Genomic DNA, 18,512 nt, shown 5'->3' with positions numbered 1-18,512 from the left:
TGCGTTAAGTATTCGGGAACTGGTTTCCAAGGCTTTCCGGCTGCAAGCCATTCTTACTCTATTACGCTCGATTACACTTCGGTGATTATAGTACCAATTGTACTGACACCTATTTTTTCCTGGTATAAGATGTGGGATTAAATGGAGTTGGAATTTATTCGGCTTGCTACAGGGGTATCTTTCTCTCGTGTGTCGCCAGATGTTAATTTCTTGGTGGACTGAGTGGTTGTACTTTTAGATAAATTGACTTTATGGTTTGTACCAAATACAAATTGTGTGTCGGCATTTTTAGACTATACAGTTTGATTGATGGGAAGATCCTTGAGGTAAGAAACCATAGTAGGGCAGTTTTTGCTGCCAAATTAACAGAAGTTTCTGCCCTGTTAGTAGCGGCTCTAATATCCAAGTTCTATGTTGTTAGATGGTTCGCATAGATGTAAAAAGCAGTTCAATATAATAACTGTGAAGTTAGCCTAATTTCACAGTCATTTCTTTTTTATTCATCGCCTCGTCTCAACGTATCCAGTGACCTTAGCTCAAGGAAAAGCCAATACATGTCTGTGGCAGTATTTTTACAAGGACCTCATGGCCCATTCTTTGCCCAATTGGCAAGGCGCTTGGCACAGAGCGGAGTCATTACTCATAAGATCAACTTTAATGGCGGGGATCGCTACTTCGCTTGGGCTGATTTTCAGGTGGATTTCACCGGGGGAGAAAGTGATTGGAGTGCCTTCTTTTCAGATTATCTATCTAAAAATAATGTAGATACTGTTTTTTGCTATGGGGACTGCCGCCGCCTGCATACCATTGCAAAATCCATCTGTGACTCCAAGGGTATCGCTTTTGGAGTGTTTGAAGAGGGATATTTGCGCCCGGATTTTATTACTCTTGAATTTGGCGGGGTGAATGCTCATTCGCGTACGGACTGGTCTCGGGAAGCAATTAATAGTTATCGAGCCAGGGAGCGAAATCTAGTTAAACCTGTTGGGCAAACTTTTTTTAGGCGAGCGCGCTTTGCAATTGCCTACTATCTTGCGATGCGGGCTTCTCAATCGGAATTTCCCCACTATCGGCACCACCGAAGTCTGAGCTGGCTAGGTGAAGGCGTTTGCTGGATCAAGAGTTTCTATCGAAAAGGCCTGTATAAACTGATGGAGCGGGGGCTTACGGCCCGTTTGACTGGTGAGTTCAGCGGCCGCTACTTTCTTTTTCCACTTCAAACCCGTGATGATTTTCAACTGCGCAAGCACTCTGATCTGGTTTCTATCGAAAATGCGATAGAGGTGGTGTTGCAGTCGTTTGCACAAAATGCGCCACAGGGCTCGATGATGGTAATAAAGCACCACCCTATGGATCGTGGGTTTTGTCACTATCAAAAGCTGATACGGGAGCTGGAAACTCGTTACCAGATTACCGGCAGGGTTATCTACTGTCATGACCTGCACCTGCCGACTTTGCTCGATCACACCCTAGGGGTTGTAACAATCAACAGTACAGTGGGCATATCTGCACTCTTCCACGAGGTGCCAACTCAAGTACTTGGAAGATCACTGTATGACTTACCGGGGCTGACTCATCAAGGGGGGCTCTCCAGCTTTTGGAGTCAACCCGACCCGGTAGACACGGAGTTCTTCCAGCGATTTCGGGCCTATCTTTATGATAAGACCCAAGTGGATGGCAGCTTCTCCCGCCATATTGCCGCTACTATCGATGGGGTTTGCAGGCGCTTGACGGAGGCCCGTGTAAGGGAGCGAAGGCAGCAGCCTGAAACTGAGGTGGATATGGTCTAAGGAGCGCTGTACTCTTTTTACCTCTAGATCAATGACGCTTTTCTTTTTATCTACCCATTATTGATATCCTATCTGTCGGCGGAGATACATGCTAATCAACTTGCCTAAAAAACAGGCTGATCTGGATCGTCTAACCTGTTAGACTGCGCGGCCTTTTACCCACCGCTCCGGTCCCGCGATAGGGACTTTGGCTTCAAGTGAATTCCGAAATGACCGATACCCCTAAAGCGGCCGGCTTCGACCAGTTGGGTCTGCCGTCTGAAATTCTCAGCGCCATCGAAAAGCTCGGCTATGAGACTCCCTCCCCGATCCAGGCACAAACTATTCCGTCCCTGCTGGAGGGGCGGGATGTGCTAGGCCAGGCCCAGACCGGCACTGGCAAGACCGCAGCCTTTGCGCTGCCGCTACTCTCCCAGCTGGACCTGAAGGATCGTCGCCCTCAGGCACTGGTGCTGGCACCGACCCGCGAACTGGCTATTCAGGTGGCTGAAGCCTGCCAGTCTTACGCATCCAAGTTGAAAGGTTTCCACGTTGCGCCTATCTATGGTGGCGCGGACTACCGCGGCCAGATACAGCAGTTGAAGCGTGGCGTTCAGCTGGTGGTAGGTACCCCCGGACGGGTGATGGACCATATGCGTCGCGGCTCCCTGGATCTGTCCAATCTGCGCACCCTGGTGCTGGATGAGGCGGATGAAATGCTGCGCATGGGCTTTATCGATGATGTGCAGTGGGTATTGGAGCAGATTCCTGAAGAGCGCCAGATTGCGCTGTTCTCCGCCACTATGCCAAAAGAGATTGCCCGCATCGCCCGCGAGCATCTGGATGAGCCGGTTGAAGTAAAAATCCGTGTTAAGACTGAGACTGCGGAAACCATTCGCCAGCGCTACTGGCCGGTTGGCGGCCTGCACAAACTGGATGCACTGACCCGTATTCTTGAAGCGGAGCCGGTGGACGCCACGATTATCTTCGTGCGCACCAAAAACAGCACTGTGGAACTGGCAGATAAGTTGGCCGCCAGAGGCTTTGCCAGTGCCGCCCTGAACGGTGATATGGCGCAGAACCTGCGCGAAGCCGTGATCGACAAGCTGAAAAATGGCAAGCTCGATATTGTTGTAGCCACCGATGTTGCGGCTCGTGGACTGGACGTAAAGCGTATCAGTCACGTGATTAACTACGATATCCCCTACGATACCGAAGCTTATATTCACCGTATCGGTCGTACCGGCCGCGCCGGTCGCGAAGGCGATGCGATCCTGTTTGTGGCGCCCCGCGAGCGTCGTATGTTGCGAGTCATCGAGAAAGCGACCAAGAAGCCGATCGAAAAACTCGATTTGCCCAGCGCAGATGCGGTTAACAGTGCCCGTATGCAGCGCTTCCGCGAGCGCATTACCGCGACCCTGGAAGGCCAAACTGATCTGGCGCCCTATCGCCAGCTGGTTGAGGAATTCCTGGCGCAGAATGAAGTTGACCCTCTGGATGTTGCTGCCGCGCTGGCTGCAATGGCCCAAGGTGACCAGCCCTTGCTGATTCAAGAGAAAGAGCAGAGACCGCGCAAAGAGCGTCGCGAGCGCGATGATGACTTTGACGGTGGCCGCCGCCGCAAGAAGGAAAGCTTCGAGAAAGATCGCAAGCTGCCGCCGCCCGATGAGGGGCTGGAGCGCTTCCGTATCGAGATCGGCCGCGAGCAGGGCGTGCGTCCCGGCAGCATTGTTGGCGCTATTGCCAATGAGGTAGATCTGGACAGCTCCTATATTGGCCGTATCGAAATCTACAACGATTTCACCACGGTAGATCTGCCTCAGGGAATGCCGAAAGAAGTGTTCCAACACCTGAAGAAGGTGCGTGTTTCCGGTAAGCCGATGAAAATCACCCGCTTCGATGAAGCGGCGGTGAAATCGAAAGGGAAGCCCAAGGGTAAGCCTAAGTTCAAGCCCAAAGGTAAGCCCAAAGCCAAGCGCGGCAATAACGACGAGTAAGTCGTACCTGTTTAGCAGGTTTATTCCGGGAGAGCGCAGGCCTGCGCTCTCCCATTCAGTTTCCTTTCTTCTACTTCTTCCCTGACTTGAATTAGCGCTGTGGCAGCATACGGGTGAGTGTGTTATCGCGGGCAATAAAATGGTGCCACAGGGCGGCGGCGATATGCAGTCCAACCAGTACGAGCAGGGCGGGCCACATTACATCTTTGTGCAGGAAAGCGATTTGCTTGCCCAGATCCGGGTTTTTGGCGAACAGGTTGGGAACGGCAAACAGGCCAAAAAACTCGGTATCGCGCCCAAACAGTTGGCGCATCACGATGCCTGATACCGGCATAGCCAGAATCAACAGGTAGAGTCCACCATGGGTCAGGCTGGACAGTGCCTTCTGCCACTTCTTGCCTTCAATCTGTGGGCGCTTGTGACGTGCACGCCAGTAGAGGCGAAGGGCCAGAAGCATCAGGACACCGACTCCCAGCGAGAAGTGCAGCTGCATAAACCAGCCGCGCATGGGGTCGCCGCGCTCGTAAAACTCATGCAGTTCAACCGCTCCCCACACAGAGAGCAGCAGGATTACAAAAAGCCAGTGCAGTCCTTTGCTCACTGAGTTCCAACGTTCAACCGGGTTTGACATAGAGGGTCTCCTACAAAGTCCAGGCATTTGGCCGGGTACAGGCCACTGCCGATAGTTATTTGTGTGATTTTACCGGCCTCTCCGGCCAGACCAAACCATTGATTTGTTTGATCTGAAAATATTCAGTTTGTTTGATAATTGTGCTGAGGTTGAATAAGTCATTATTTCCGCAAAGGCTTAAGCCGCCCAGTTAACTTTTGTAAGTGGTTAGGCAGGTTCTGCCACACTGGGGCTGGTTTTGGCCGCTCTCACACCTTGCAGATTGGCAAAGCTGGTATCCCGTGCGGTTTTGAGGAAGTCTGTGAGATAAGGTTGCTCGAGCATATCTTCCCGCACTGCCGCGTAGAGAGTGCTCCAAAGGCCCTCTTTACCAAGCTGGAATTGGGAAACAAACCCCTTTTGCAGGTACTCGTGCAGCGCCCAATTGGGCAGGGCGCAAACCCCTCGGCCGCTGGCTACTAACTGAACCATCATCACGGTGAGTTCTGCGGTTCGAACTTCTGCGGGTTCAATTCCAGCGGGGTCGAGGAAGTGCTGGAAGATATCTAGCCGCTCGCGCTCAACCGGATAGGTAATCTGGACTTCACCAGCCAATTCCTGCGGTTCTACCCAACGCCGTTTGCTCTCCTGCGCTAGAGGGTGTTTGCGACTTATGGCAAGGCACATTTCAAAGCTGAATAGCGGCTCGTAGTGCAATCCTTTGAGATCGGGGTCTGGATTAGAAGTGACAACCAGGTCCAGATCGCCGCGCACCAGTGCGGGCAGGGGAGCGAAGTGGAAGCCGCTGCACAGGTCCAGTTCCACTTCTGGCCAGCTGTCCCGGAAGGTATTCAATGCGGGCATCAGCCACTGGTAGCAGCTGTGGCACTCGATAGCGATATTGAGCCTGCCCGCTTGCCCAGATGCCAGTCGGGACAGGTCCCGCTGTGCTATAGCTACCTGGGGCAGTATGTCGTCGCCCAACTGCAGCAGTCTCAGACCGGCACTGGTAAATCGCAGAGGCCGGGATTTGCGTATAAACAGTTCTTGGCCGAGCCGGTCCTCCATTTCGCGAAATAAGTGCGAAAGAGCCGACTGGGTCAAGTGAAGGCGATCTGCTGCGCGTACCAAGCTGCCTGTCTCACGCAAAACACTCAGCGCACGCAAATGGCGCAATTCAATCATCATTAAAATTATTCATGTTATTTGCAAAAAATATGAAATTGATTGAACAGCACTGTGCGCACACAATCAAGTCAGGACTCTCGCTAATGCGACCGTTACCGAGATCGCAGCTGCGGGGTATTTTTCAATGGGGCAACTTTGTTCCCCTCACAGGAAAGAGCTTGGGAAGGCGGCCATGGTGCAAACACATATCCTCGGCTATCCGCGTATCGGAGCCAATCGCGAACTAAAGAAAGCGCAAGAAGCCTATTGGCGCGGTGATATGCCCCAGCAGCAATTGCTGCAAGTGGGCACAGAGATCCGCCGTGGTAACTGGCAGGCCCAAAGTGAGGCCGGTTTGAGCCGTGTGGCTGTGGGAGATTTCGCCTGGTACGACCAGGTTCTGAATCACTCCCTGATGTTTGGTGTGGTCGGTCAGCGTTTTGCAGAGGGAGCGGCAGACAACAAGCTGGACCAGTACTTCCGCTTGGCCCGTGGTCGCGCTCCATCGGGACAGCCGGTAGCGGCTAGTGCCATGACCAAGTGGTTTGATACCAATTATCACTATCTGGTGCCTGAGTTCTCCAATGATCAGATGTTCTCCCTGGATAGTGAGTGGTTACTTGACGAGGTACGGGAAGCCCAATCCCTGGGCTACAAAGCCAAGCCGGTGGTTATTGGACCACTCACTTACTTATGGCTGGGGCGAGGTGTGGATAGCCCTCTGGATTTAGTGCCAAAACTCCTGCCTTGCTATGCCGAGTTGCTGTCTCAGCTCGCTGACCTCGGAGTTGAATGGGTGCAGTTGGATGAACCCATACTAGGCCTGGATCTGCCGGATGAATGGCGTGGGGCTTTTGATAGCACCTACCAGCAGATTGCGGCATTAGCCCCGGGGGTGAATACACTGCTGGCTACCTATTTCTCACCTTTGCGCGAGAATTTGGAGCTGGTATTTTCCCTCCCTGTGTCCGGGGTACATATTGACTGTGTACGCGCACCTGAAGAACTTGAAGCTGCGGCCCAGCTGGCAGGTAAGAACAAGGTTCTGTCTGCGGGTGTGATTAATGGACGGAATGTGTGGCGAGCAGACCTCAACCGCTGGCAGGGCACTTTGCGGCCTTTGGCGAAACAGTTGGGAGATCGCCTGTGGCTATCAGCCAGTTGCTCCCTGCTCCATAGCCCTGTGGATCTGGATACAGAGATCAAGCTGCCCAGTGAGCAAAAACAGAAGCTTGCTTACAGCCGCCAGAAACTTCAGGAGTTGGCTCAATTACAGCAGCTGCTCAATGAGGACACAGAGATCCCTGTCTCAGGTGGAGAGAGTGGTGTAGCCGAGGGCTCCATTGCTGATCAATTACGGGATACCTGGCGCCAACAGTGCTTTCAGGATCGCTCTTTAGTACAGGCCAAGCGTTGGCAATTGCCACTGCTACCCACTACCACAATAGGCTCATTCCCACAGACGGATCTTTTGCGCGGTGTGCGCCGCAAGTACCGCAATAGTGAGATTTCTAAAGCGGATTATTTAGAACATCTACGCGCTGAAATTGCCGAAGCTATCCGTCGTCAGGAAATACTCGGTCTGGATGTATTGGTGCATGGTGAGGCTGAGCGCAACGATATGGTGGAATATTTCGGGGAGCAACTGGATGGTTTTGTACACACCGGTAATGGCTGGGTGCAAAGTTATGGCTCTCGCTGTGTGAAACCCCCGATAATTTTTGGTGATATCTCCCGACCTAACGCTATGACAGTAGAGTGGAGTAGCTATGCCCAGAGCCTAACTAATAAGCCGGTAAAAGGTATGCTCACCGGCCCGGTCACAATTCTCAACTGGTCCTTCCCGAGGGAGGACATCCACCGCAGTGAGAGCTGTCTGCAAATTGCCAAGGCATTGCGGGAGGAGGTGCTGGATCTTGAGGCGGCCGGTATCGGGATTATCCAGATTGATGAACCTGCTTTACGTGAGGGGGTTCCCCTTCGAGAGTTTGAGCACCAGGATTATTTTGCCTGGGCGGTAGGGTGTTTCCGCTACACCTGTAGCGAAGTAAAAGCGGAAACCCAGATCCACACTCATATGTGTTACAGCAATTTCAATGCAATTATGGATGCCATTGTTTCCCTTGATGCGGATGTAATTACTATTGAATCAGCTCGCTCCGATTTGCGCCTACTCAGCGCGTTTGCCGACAAGGCCGGTGGTTACCCCAATGAAATTGGACCTGGCATTTACGATATTCACTCACCCAATGTGCCGGAAAGGAGGGAGTTGGTTGAGCGACTTATGAAAATTGCACAAGTGGTGCCGGTTGAAAGACTTTGGGTAAATCCGGACTGTGGCCTTAAAACCCGTAACTGGGCTGAGGTCGGGTCATCCTTACTGAATATGGTAGAGGCTGCGCGCACTGTGCGCACAGAACTGGCCTAGCCAATTTAGAAATAAAAAAACCGGCAATCATTTGGATTGCCGGTTTTTTCTTTTCTGTTTTTTCCGCTTCTGTTTTTTTAACTTACTCGGACTTGGTGGCTACTGTAGTAGTGTTATTTAATTCAAATGGCACTGAAGGGTGGAAAGGTTTAATACCCAAGGCTGTGTAAAGCTCATCCGGGCGATACATATTCTGCCCCTCGAGCACCAGTGCAGTGCGACGCAGCGCAGTGATATCCTCAAGGGGATTTCCCTCCAGTAAAACCAGGTCTGCATTTTTACCCACCGCAATACTGCCAGTATACTCGTCGGCCCCCATAACTTGTGCCGGTACCAGTGTGGCCGTGCGCAGCACATCAATATTCGGAATACCGGCTTTGGCATAGAGCTCCAGTTCACGTAACAGGGTAAACCCGGGGATGCCATCGGAGCCTGCGACCATAGTGACCTTGTGTTCGTGTAGCTTGAGCATCATGGCCAGCAGGGCTTCCGCTGAAAGGTCGTAGTCATCCCGGTGTTCCGGCTTCACATCCAGTTCGGCCCCAACAAAAGCGCGCTGGATATTGACTGGAAGGTGGTCGGTAATATCGGCAAATTCAGGATCTACTTTGCCCGGCTGGCGCAGTAACATCGAGCTGAATACGGTGGTGGTTGCGTCTACGACAGTGCCTTTCTTGGCTAGCTTATCCAGGAAAGCAGACACTTCTTTGCTATCCAGATCCAGCTCGTGGGCGTGCTCACCGATTTCTGTAAAGCGCAGTCTTTTACGGGTATCTATCTTGCCCATAAAATTCAGAAACAGCATATTGATATGCTGAATTTCATCAAAGCCCGCGTCCACTGCCTCTTCGGCGGTCATAAATGCAGGAATATGACCGGACAAACGCATACCATTTTCGTGGATATGCTTGGCTAAGGGAGCGATCCACTCGGGCTCCATCGAGCTGTAAGTTTTAATTTGCTGATAGCCGCGATCGGCATACCACTCGACAATATCCTTGGCTTCTTCCAGGCTGTCCGCAGTCTTGCCCATTCGCATGGCATTTTCGCTTTCCCGGTCCATAAAGCCCGCACGGAAAAGGTCGCCGCCAATGATTTGCTCTGACTCAAACATCCCTTCAATACGCATGATACTTTCATGGGTATTACCGATGTCGCGAACATTGACAATGCCAGCGGCCATATTCAGAACACCATCGGTAGGGGATAAGTGGGCGTGCATATCCCAGAGGCCGGGGATCAGCGTATGGTTACGGGCATCAATGGTGGTTGCCCCGTTGGCTTTGATCGGTTTTTTACTGATTTTTGCGATCTTTCCATCTTTGATCAGAACATGGTGCTTTCTCTGCAGTTTGCCAGATTCAACATCAACCAGGTTGACGTTGCTGATCAGGATGGGTTGTGTTGATGTGTGGGTATGTTTCTTGGCAATACCTTGCAGGTACTGGTCTGCGGCTGCGACTTGCCGGGTTTTCAGTTCTTCGAGGTGAGATTTATCCCAGCCTTTGCGCAGGATGGCGAACCATCCCCCCTCATCGGAGGCAAATAAATCCCCATTGTCATCATACCAGGCGAGATCTGGGGTAAAGCCCAGGCCGCTTACGCCGTAAAGGTGGACCGTTTTCTTTTTCTTGCCTTGTTGCAGGGTCACTTTATCAAGCTTATGGAGGCGTGCTTTTCCTTGCGGCAGTAAATCAATACTTTGATCTGCATCGGCAATCAGTGCTTTTACCAATTGCGTCTGTACGGCAAGGGTACTGTTCTTGGGAATATAAAATTGGGCTTCGGAAGTTTTTGCACTGCCATGTTCATCGGAACCTTTCCAGCGAGCGATATCATTTTCCAGGGAAAATTCTTCGCTGACTGGAGCACCAAATGGGCTGATCCCTTCAATGGATAATTGCTCGGGCATTGCCGCCTCACCGATAGTGAAGCTCTCCTTGAGGTTTAGGCGGCGGTTATTCCAGCCGAGCTTTAATTCACCAGATACCTTTGTTCCATCCTGGTGAATAATTTCTGAGCCCGCAATGCCCTCTTTATCGTAAAAAATATACTCGATTGATTTTGCGTAAGCGGTATTGGCTGCGGCTAGTACTGTAGCTGCTATAAGCGTTGCCAGTGTTTTTTTTCTCATGAATTGTCCCTTTTCTTGTTGTAATACCGGTGATGGACTTTGGCTTCTTTTCGGTGAGGGGGCAAGCAGCTTAGGGGCGCAAGCGGCGAGAGGAAAAGCGGGAGCGGTGGGGCGTTCTTTAATGTTTTAACTTTCAGAGTAAGGTAAAGGTATTGCGAGAGCGCTTACTTGTAAGCACTCTCACAATATTGCTTTAGTCTATGAGCTAAGCGCTGCGAGAAAGGTTTTCGTTACCGGATGCGTGTACAACAATATTATCTTCAATACGCACGCCGCCGTAGGGGCGGAAGCTGTCGACCTTATCCCAGCTAACCTCGGCAGCGAGGTCTGAGTCTTTCAGCTCTCCCAATAGGCTATCGATAAAGTAGAGTCCAGGTTCGATGGTAAATACCTGGTTCTCCTCGATAGTTCGGCTGGTACGCAGGAACGGGTACTCGGCCGGTGGGGGTGTCGTGCCTCCATCGGGGCCGGTCTGGTGACCGCCGACATCGTGTACCTGGAGGCCGAGGAAGTGACCCAGGCCGTGTGGCAGGAAGGGGCGAGTTAATCCGGATTCCACGGCATTCTCGGCAGAGGTTTTGATAATGCCAAATTGGAGCAACAGCTCGCCCACGTTTAAGTGGCACTGGCGATGTAGTTTTGGGTAAGGCAGGCCAGGTTTGAGGCCGTCTACCAGCTGCAACTGCTTTTCATCCATGGCCGTTACCAGCTCTGCGAACTCATTATCGGCATAGGCGTAGGTGCGAGTGATATCAGAGCAGTAGCCATTGCAGTCAGCACCCGCATCGATCAGGAAGCTTTTCAGCTGCGGCTCAGGCAGCCGCTCAGTAGACAGGTGGGTGTAGTGCAGGATTGCGGCATGCTCATTCAGGGCAACAATATTGCCGTAGGGCATGCGGTTCTCACCCTGGCCTGCAGCGCCCAGGTAGGCCTGATTGATTTCAAATTCACTGGCGCCACTGCGGAAAGCCTGTTCGGCGGCGCGGTGCCCATTGACCGCAATACGGTTCGCTTCACGCAGGCAGGCGACCTCATAAGGCGTTTTATAAGCGCGGGCCCAGTGCAAGCGGTTGATCAGAAGCTCCGGATTTTCCTCCCCCAGTGACCAGCCTTGCAGCTTGTCGCTCTCACCGATAAAAGCGGCATTCTCCGAGCTCAGGAACGCCTGGGCATCGGCCGGCTTGCTCAGTAGCTCGATATCGTAGAAATCGCTCCAGAAGGTCTGCGGTGCCGGCGGTACATAGTGCCAAAAGTCTACTGGGCGGTAGAACAAAAGCTTTGGCTTTTGTCCGCGCTGATAGATAACCCAGCTGTGGGGGTTGTCGGTAATGGGAACCAGTGCCTTAAAGTGGGGATTCACCTTAAACGGGTAATAGTTATCGTCCAGGAACTGCACCCTGGGAGCGCCACTGAATACGTTGAGGGTATCAAACCCGCTCTGCTCGAGGATTTCGTCGTAGCGGCGGCACAGGGTGGCCATATGATCGGCGTAAAGGTTTTTATCCATGTTCTCCCCGGAATGGATCGCTGAATCGTAAAGTCGGCATAGTGTATAGTCTGGACTCTGGATATTTGGCCTGAAATTCGACCATGGAAAAGAAGATACTGCTGACCGACTGCCCCGATGATAAGGGCCTGATCGCAAAGATTACCAATATTTGCTACAAGCACCAGCTGAACATCATCAAAAATGATGAGTTCGTGGACCGGGTTGAGGGGCGCTTCTTTATGCGCACTGCCCTGGAGGGTATCTTTAACGATGCCACCTTCCTGGAAGATCTGGATATGACACTGCCCCAGGGCGCAGAGCGTCGCTTGGTATCCATAGAGCGGAAGAAACGCCTGGTGCTGATGGTTACCCGCGAGCCCCACTGCCTGGGGGATATCCTGATGAAGTGCTATTCCGGCGCTATGGATGTGGAGATCGCGGCTGTTATCGGCAATCACCCGGATCTGGAGGGGCTGGTACAGAAGTTTGATATTCCTTTCCACTGTATTTCTGCTGAGGGGATGGAGCGCGGGGCCCACGAGCAGCAAGTGGCCACCTTAGTGGATGAGTACAACCCTGATTATTTGGTGCTGGCCAAGTATATGCGCGTGCTAACCCCTGATTTTGTTGCTCGCTATAGCGGGCGCATTATCAACATCCACCATTCTTTCCTTCCTGCATTTATCGGAGCCAAGCCCTATCAGCAGGCCTACGAGCGTGGAGTAAAAATTATTGGAGCCACAGCGCACTTTGTTACCGATGATCTGGATGAAGGGCCGATCATTGAACAGGATGTAATACATGTGGATCATGCCTATTCTGCAGAAACCATGGCGGATGCAGGTAGGGATGTCGAAAAATTGGTTTTGACTCGAGCGCTGCAACTAGTTTTGCAGGAGCGAGTGTTTATACACGGAAATAAAACAGTGGTATTTAAATAGAAACGCAGTAAACAATACTAACTTTGCGCTCGATGTAGTAAAGCAGGTTAGTGTTTAGAGAGGATTTTGAGTGAATAATAAAAATATTAGCAGTTTTCAGGCCCGTTTATTTATTGCCGCTGGCCTAGCGTTACCTATTTTTCTCAGTGCCTGTTCCAGTAACAAGCCGATTCCCGGAATGAAAGAGTCGTTTGTAACTGAGATTGCTCAAAATGGAGCTAAGCGTTTTACATTTACTCTTGAGAAGGATCGGCAGGATCTTCCTCCCCCAGTTTCAAACCAGCCTAGTTCTCAACGTCGAATGCAGCGGGATACTATCGGTTTGGGAGGCCGTTCAAGTGACCGTGTAGAGCGTTATTTAGATTGGGCTCTCGAACAAAAGATGTTGGAAACCGGTTTCTGTGAGCGTGGCTATTTTGAAATTGAACGGGTTATTTCCGCGTATGGTGGTGAGGTGCGGGGAGAGTGCCGAGAAGGCGCTTTTTAGTGCCTTTTCTGCTTGCTGGATCTGTACAGTAATAAAAAAGGCAGGGACTCTTTACCAGCTATTATAGATAATAATAATGAAGTCTGAATCAATATTGGAAATGGTGTCTACCCAGCAGATTATTGCGGTTTTTGATTTAATATCAGATATTATTTTTTGGGTAAAAGATGATTCTGGTTACGTAGTACATTGTAACCGAGAGTTTATTGAGCATGTTGGATGCAGGTCCCTTAATCAGGTTGTGGGCCGCTCTGATATGGATTTTTCCCCCTCTTATCTCGCAAAAAACTATATGCGTGATGACCAAAGAGTGATGGAGGGCGAAACGATTACAGATCGACTGGAGTTGAATATAGGGAAAAGTGGAGAGTTGGTTTGGTTTACGACATCCAAGCGCCCACTAAAGAATTCCACTGGAAAAATTATTGGTACCTATGGCGTAGCTCGCGACCTTAATGAAACGGTCAAAACGCTCTCCAGAATGGATAAGCTGAAAAAGCCTGTTGAATATATTAAAAATAATTACAGTCAGCCGATTACTGTCGAACAGCTAGCAGAGGTAGCCAGTTTGTCTGTTAGCGCCCTTGAGAGGCGATTTAAAAAGTATTTGGAGAAAACTCCAATGCAGTTTGTCAGAGAGGTTAGGTTAGAGAACTCCCGTCGTATGCTGGTGGACACTCAGCGGCCAATTTCTGAAATCGCATACCGTGTCGGATTTCCATCTCACAGTTACTTCAGTAGACATTTCAAGACCATGTTTGGGCAGCTTCCCGCTATTTATAGAGAAGAAGTTCAGTCTCAACTTTGAATGCGATAGGCCATTCCTGAACTACTTAGAGATGGATAATCAATAGAAGTTTTTTGTTGAAATGGTTTGGTGCTGGCTTTCTTCTCTTTAAAAATAGTTTATCTATTTGTTGAATATCCTGTAAATCCATAATCGAATTTTGGCCTTTCATACCTTCTAATACCTTTCCCTTAGTGTCCTCCAAAATTCCAAACGCCGATTTTGTTCTATTCCTGTCTCAGTTTCTATTACCCCCTTATCCCGTTTTTTTCTTAGGGTTTTAGTGCTCAACAAGTGGACTGTCATTACGGGGTTTAGGGTCCCCTGACGGTTTCTCGCCCCTCTCCAATTTGGAGAGGGGCTCTTTTAAATAACTTATAAGAAAAGAAAGTTGGGATACTATGAAAACAGTCAAGAATAATAGACGAACCACGGTCAAAATCTGGAGCCGGGAGATTAAGCAGAAATCGCTAGTCTCCGCTATTTCATTAGCCATTAGTAGCGTGGCGATTGCTGATGATATCTCTGAGAAAGACAAACCGATGGATCATATTGAGGTAATCGGAATTCTTGAGAGTAATACCAGAAACCTGGAAATTAAGCGGGATTCTAATGCTATTGTAGACGCGATAACCGCCGAGGATGTGGGCAAGTTCCCGGATAAGAATGTTGCAGACTCTCTTCAGCGCGTGCCAGGGATCACAATTACACGCAGTGGTGGAGAGGGTAGTCGAGTCAGTATTCGTGGCACCAGTGCCGAGTGGACCTTGACTCAGTTAAATGGAAACTACATTGCAACCTCTGATGGAGAAGCGCCATCTCGAAGCTTTAATTACACTTTGCTGCCATCCAACATGATTAGCAAAGTAGAAGTTTACAAAAGCCCGGAAGCTAGAATTGATGAAGGAGGAATTGGCGGAACGGTTATTCTACACAGTCGTAAGCCTCTGGAAATGGATTCTGGTGAGGGTGTTATAACTACTGAAACCACTTACTCAGATACTAATGAGCAGTGGGAACCTCAATATAGTGCTTTTTACTCCTGGAAAAATGAGAGTGAAACCTTTGGTATCCTGGCTGGATATACCAAGCAGGACAGAACCGTAACCTCAATTGAAAACTACGCGAGCCATTGGCGATTCCATTCAGATACAGTTGAAGGTGCTGAGCGTCCGGCAATTGTTGACCAGGAAACTGGTGAAGTTTACAACAATGTTTGGGCGCCCAGAGCCATGGGTATTGGTAATCATGAGCAGGATAGGGCCAGGGATGGTTATCAAATTACTACTCAATGGCGGCCAACTGAGCGTTTGGAATTTTCTCTGAACTATTTCGGTTCCCAGTTGGGATACGATACCCGTAGTCAGAATCTCACCTTAGCTGAATGGAATGATAACCATAACCCTTACTTTGGCGTTGAGCTGGAAGGGGATACCGTGGTCACCTATGGCAACGGTGATAACGGCTTGCTAAATGCTGATAACTGGGGCGATGCTGATGTCAATGGTGGTGTTGAGGTAGAGCGAGGCTTAATGTCTCCGCAATTGACCGGGCAGGATAGCTACGGTGAATCAGAATCTCATACATTCGACCTCGAAATTCTGTATGAAGGTGATTCTTACACAGCAGCAGTGAATATTGGGCGCAGCTCTGCAAAAGGAGGTGTCTCCGAAAGAATCATGGCAAATATGGATGCACGTTATGGTTCCGTAAATAGTTGGCTGTGGTCTATTGCCGACGGGGAACCTAGCTACGAAATCTCTACAGATCTCACCTCGGATCAGGAGGCCTATCCATATTATGACTGGTTTAGTTCTGACGCTACCCAAAATCGGGATAGGGAAGATTATTATCAGCTTGACCTGGGATTTGATACCAATTGGGGAATAGTTAACAAAATCTATGTCGGTACTAAATATCGGGATCATGAAGCCAAGTCCCTAAGAGATACTTTTCTGTGGGATGACGGTATTTCGGATAACGGTGGTTATCGTGGGTGGTTGTCGGGTACCGAATGGTTCCACAACCCGGATTTTCATCCAGACACTTCAATCTTACTTGGCGGCAGCGTAATCGATAATAGCGCAGGCGATACCGGGGCTATTAACTATCTGCCTTTTGATATAGATGCGCTTAAAGCCTACGTTAGTGATAATTTTACCCGGACTGTAGTTCCTGTCTTATCCGGTACCTATACCATCGAGGAAAAAATATTTTCACTTTACGCACAGGCAGATTTTGAATTGGAAGCCTTCCGGGGTAATTTTGGTGTCCGCTATGTTAATACCGACTTAACTACCTCGACGTACGATGACATCATTGGTCAAGAGACAGATATCACCAATGCAAATAATCGAAGTGCTGACAGTGAAAACTTCCTACCAAGTTTGAATATTGCCTGGGATCTAACTGATGACCTTGTAATACGATTTGCTGCAGCAAAAACCATGTCTCGAGTTAGTTATGCTGATTTGGGGCAGGCTGAGTCTTATGGCCCCCCTGTAAATATTAACTCGCCGGATTCTTGGACCGGCCGTGGGACCGGCACCTCAGCAAATACTGGGTTAGAAGCGATGCTCTCCAATCAATTCGATCTGGGAATTGAATGGTATTACCTTGATGGTTCCGCACTTGGGGCAACACTATTTAGTAAGGATATAAGCAACCTTCCTATAACCACAACTGAAGTTGTATTACGTGAGCACAATTGCTGCAATGGACCCATTGAAGTCGATATGACCACAAAAACGGGTGGTGCTGAGGCAACTTCAAGAGGCGTTGAGCTGTTTGCACAACATGCGTTCGAAAGTGGTTTTGGTGTAATGGCAAATTATACCTACACCGACACTAGTACTTCAGGGGTGTTTGTTAATGGTGAAGAAACTGAGGCAGAAATTCCTGGAACGGCTAAGCACCAGTACAATCTTTCCGGTTATTATGAAAATGATTTGTACAGTGTGCGAGCATCTTATAACTGGAAAGATGATCGAGCTGGGGGGCTTCACCAAGGGTATAATTTATACGATAAAGCTTATGGGCAGCTTGATCTTAATGTCAGCTTTACCTTCAATGAAAACCTCAATTTCACGGCATCTATCATTAATTTAACGGAGGAAAAGGCAGAGGGGTTCTGGAAGCAGGAAAACAGAATGACTTATTATAATTACTCTGGGCGCAGACTATATATTGGTGCAAACTATAAATTCTAATACCTCGTTGATCGTAGTATTGGGTGTAGAGTGTAAGCTCTACACCATTTTTTTTGACTATCGATATTAGATTATAGAATTTACATAACCACATAATAAAAATGAGCATAAATATGAAACAATCGACACGTAGAGCAATGCAGGCTGCTTGTGCCACCATTTTATTTCAGGCTGGTGCATACGCAGATATTGAAGTGGTCAATTCGGATGACTGTCCCTCGGACACTACAACAGTAAGCTATTCTGAAGCGCTTAATTATCCTAATGAATTTTGTGATCTTCTCAATAATGGTGACTTGGTTGGTTTATCAGACGGGTCCTCAATAGAACATCTGGGAAAAAATTGCCAATTGACGAGTAACGAAAGTCGCCAATTATCCATGACATTGTGTAAATCCGAACCTTCAGCGCCTCATGTTGTTAGTGGAAGCAGCTGTGCATCTGATGCAAGCCCGGTCACCTATCTTGAGGCTCAAATCTATAAAGATGAGCTGTGTTCCGTCCTGGGGGACTGGGAAATTGCAAATCTTGCCGGTAATGCCTCCATGGATGGCAGTGGCTATGGGTGTGGTTCACGCAAGAATGAAATACGTCAGCTGGGCTCCACCCTGTGTAAATCTGATATTCCTCAAGAAAGTGGATCTGCTCCCAAAGTTGCTTACGTAGAAGTTAATAGTAATAACCTGGGCAATGCAGGCTGCTTTACAGATAGTGATGGCAGTCAGTTGTTTGATATAGCTGTGATCTTCGCGGCAAATATTAATTATGATGGTCAGAAAGCTGTACTGCATTTTAATGATCAAGTGTCGGACTTGCTCAATAACAATTTGAGTACAGTGCAAGACTTGCAAGACAAGGGTACGAAAGTAGTACTCAGCGTTCTCGGAAATCACCAAAATGCAGGATGGTCTTGTTTTGCCGATGAGCAATCCGCTGATGACTTTGCTCAGCAGTTGAAAGGTGCAGTGGATCAATATGGTCTGGATGGTATTGATATTGATGATGAGTACTCACAGTGCAGCCAAACCTATTCTGACTCCTTGGTAAAAGTGACTAGTGCATTGCGAGAGAAAATGCCGGATAAAATTATTTCCAAAGCACTCTGGAGTGATACCGATGCTTTTCAAGCTGAATGGAATGGCAAGAAACTAGGCGATCAACTAACCTATGGCTGGGAGATGAGCTATTGGTTGGGCTCAAGTTGTACTTCAAGAATCCAGAAGTATATCAACCTGGGTGTTGATAAGTCTAAGCTGGGTGTTGGCGCTTCTACTGTGTTGAATAGTGCTTCTGCAGCGAGCGCTTTAGCATCATGTAATGAGAATAATAACCTTGGTGGCGGTACTATGATATTTAATGTGACTAAAGATTCTAGCAGTTACCTTTCTACAATATGGCCAGGTACTTCAGCGCTTCCTAATTGCCTTAAGTAGTTCAAAAATATTGATAGTTATGGTTTAGTTAATTTTATTTAGTAAAGCTATTTCGGAGTGG

General features: G+C 49.1%; 12 protein-coding genes. 8 read left to right on the top strand and 4 right to left on the bottom strand.

All coding sequences use genetic code 11. The features are described from left to right. Window positions 1–554 precede the first annotated feature (554 nt). Together ACJJIZ_RS20025 and ACJJIZ_RS20020 are read left to right on the top strand one after the other, a co-directional pair. Window positions 555–1,790 carry a capsule polysaccharide biogenesis protein gene (locus ACJJIZ_RS20025; protein WP_444914600.1) on the top strand — a complete coding sequence of 412 codons (1,236 nt, stop codon included), beginning with the start codon at window positions 555–557 and terminating at the stop codon, window positions 1,788–1,790. Window positions 1,791–1,999: 209 nt separating this feature from the next. Continuing rightward, on the top strand, window positions 2,000–3,766 hold the full coding sequence (locus ACJJIZ_RS20020; protein WP_282934580.1) for a DEAD/DEAH box helicase: 1,767 nt from the start codon (window positions 2,000–2,002) through the stop codon (window positions 3,764–3,766). Window positions 3,767–3,857: 91 nt separating this feature from the next. Here the strand turns inward: ACJJIZ_RS20020 and ACJJIZ_RS20015 are convergent, their stop codons facing one another. Continuing rightward, window positions 3,858–4,397 carry a cytochrome b gene (locus ACJJIZ_RS20015; RefSeq protein WP_413664530.1) on the bottom strand — a complete coding sequence of 180 codons (540 nt, stop codon included), beginning with the start codon at window positions 4,395–4,397 and terminating at the stop codon, window positions 3,858–3,860. A gap of 207 nt (window positions 4,398–4,604) precedes the next feature. Next, entirely contained in the window at window positions 4,605–5,564 is a 960-nt protein-coding gene (locus tag ACJJIZ_RS20010; protein ID WP_444914599.1) for a LysR family transcriptional regulator, read from the bottom strand. A gap of 172 nt (window positions 5,565–5,736) precedes the next feature. Between ACJJIZ_RS20010 and metE the strand changes: the two genes are divergently transcribed. Further along, window positions 5,737–7,971 carry a 5-methyltetrahydropteroyltriglutamate--homocysteine S-methyltransferase gene (gene metE, locus ACJJIZ_RS20005; protein WP_444914598.1) on the top strand — a complete coding sequence of 745 codons (2,235 nt, stop codon included), beginning with the start codon at window positions 5,737–5,739 and terminating at the stop codon, window positions 7,969–7,971. Window positions 7,972–8,053: 82 nt separating this feature from the next. On the opposite strand, the gene ACJJIZ_RS20000 is transcribed toward metE, so the two are convergent. Both ACJJIZ_RS20000 and pepQ read right to left on the bottom strand, forming a co-directional pair. Further along, the gene (locus ACJJIZ_RS20000) at window positions 8,054–10,105 is read right to left on the bottom strand and encodes an amidohydrolase family protein (RefSeq protein ID WP_444914597.1); all 2,052 of its coding nucleotides are present in this window, start codon (window positions 10,103–10,105) and stop codon (window positions 8,054–8,056) included. Between the two features lie 205 nt (window positions 10,106–10,310). Continuing rightward, the gene (gene pepQ / locus ACJJIZ_RS19995) at window positions 10,311–11,612 is read right to left on the bottom strand and encodes a Xaa-Pro dipeptidase (protein ID WP_444914596.1); all 1,302 of its coding nucleotides are present in this window, start codon (window positions 11,610–11,612) and stop codon (window positions 10,311–10,313) included. Between the two features lie 83 nt (window positions 11,613–11,695). On the opposite strand from pepQ, the gene purU reads away from it, so the two are divergent. From purU to ACJJIZ_RS19970, 5 genes are all read left to right on the top strand, one after another. After that, window positions 11,696–12,535 carry a formyltetrahydrofolate deformylase gene (purU, locus tag ACJJIZ_RS19990; RefSeq protein WP_282934112.1) on the top strand — a complete coding sequence of 280 codons (840 nt, stop codon included), beginning with the start codon at window positions 11,696–11,698 and terminating at the stop codon, window positions 12,533–12,535. Between the two features lie 70 nt (window positions 12,536–12,605). After that, window positions 12,606–13,022, top strand: coding sequence for a hypothetical protein (locus tag ACJJIZ_RS19985; RefSeq protein WP_444914595.1), 417 nt, complete (start codon window positions 12,606–12,608; stop codon window positions 13,020–13,022). 76 nt (window positions 13,023–13,098) lie between these two features. Beyond that, the gene (locus ACJJIZ_RS19980; RefSeq protein ID WP_413664535.1) at window positions 13,099–13,830 is read left to right on the top strand and encodes an AraC family transcriptional regulator; all 732 of its coding nucleotides are present in this window, start codon (window positions 13,099–13,101) and stop codon (window positions 13,828–13,830) included. Window positions 13,831–14,210: 380 nt separating this feature from the next. Continuing rightward, complete coding sequence (locus ACJJIZ_RS19975; protein ID WP_444914594.1) at window positions 14,211–17,018, top strand: TonB-dependent receptor; 2,808 nt, start codon at window positions 14,211–14,213, stop codon at window positions 17,016–17,018. A 113-nt stretch (window positions 17,019–17,131) separates the two neighbouring features. Then, the gene (locus ACJJIZ_RS19970) at window positions 17,132–18,451 is read left to right on the top strand and encodes a glycosyl hydrolase family 18 protein (protein ID WP_444914593.1); all 1,320 of its coding nucleotides are present in this window, start codon (window positions 17,132–17,134) and stop codon (window positions 18,449–18,451) included. Window positions 18,452–18,512: the final 61 nt, after the last annotated feature.

The organism is Microbulbifer maximicatervae (SeqCode) (assembly GCF_052467225.1).
This window is presented reverse-complemented; position numbering and strand designations above follow the sequence as displayed.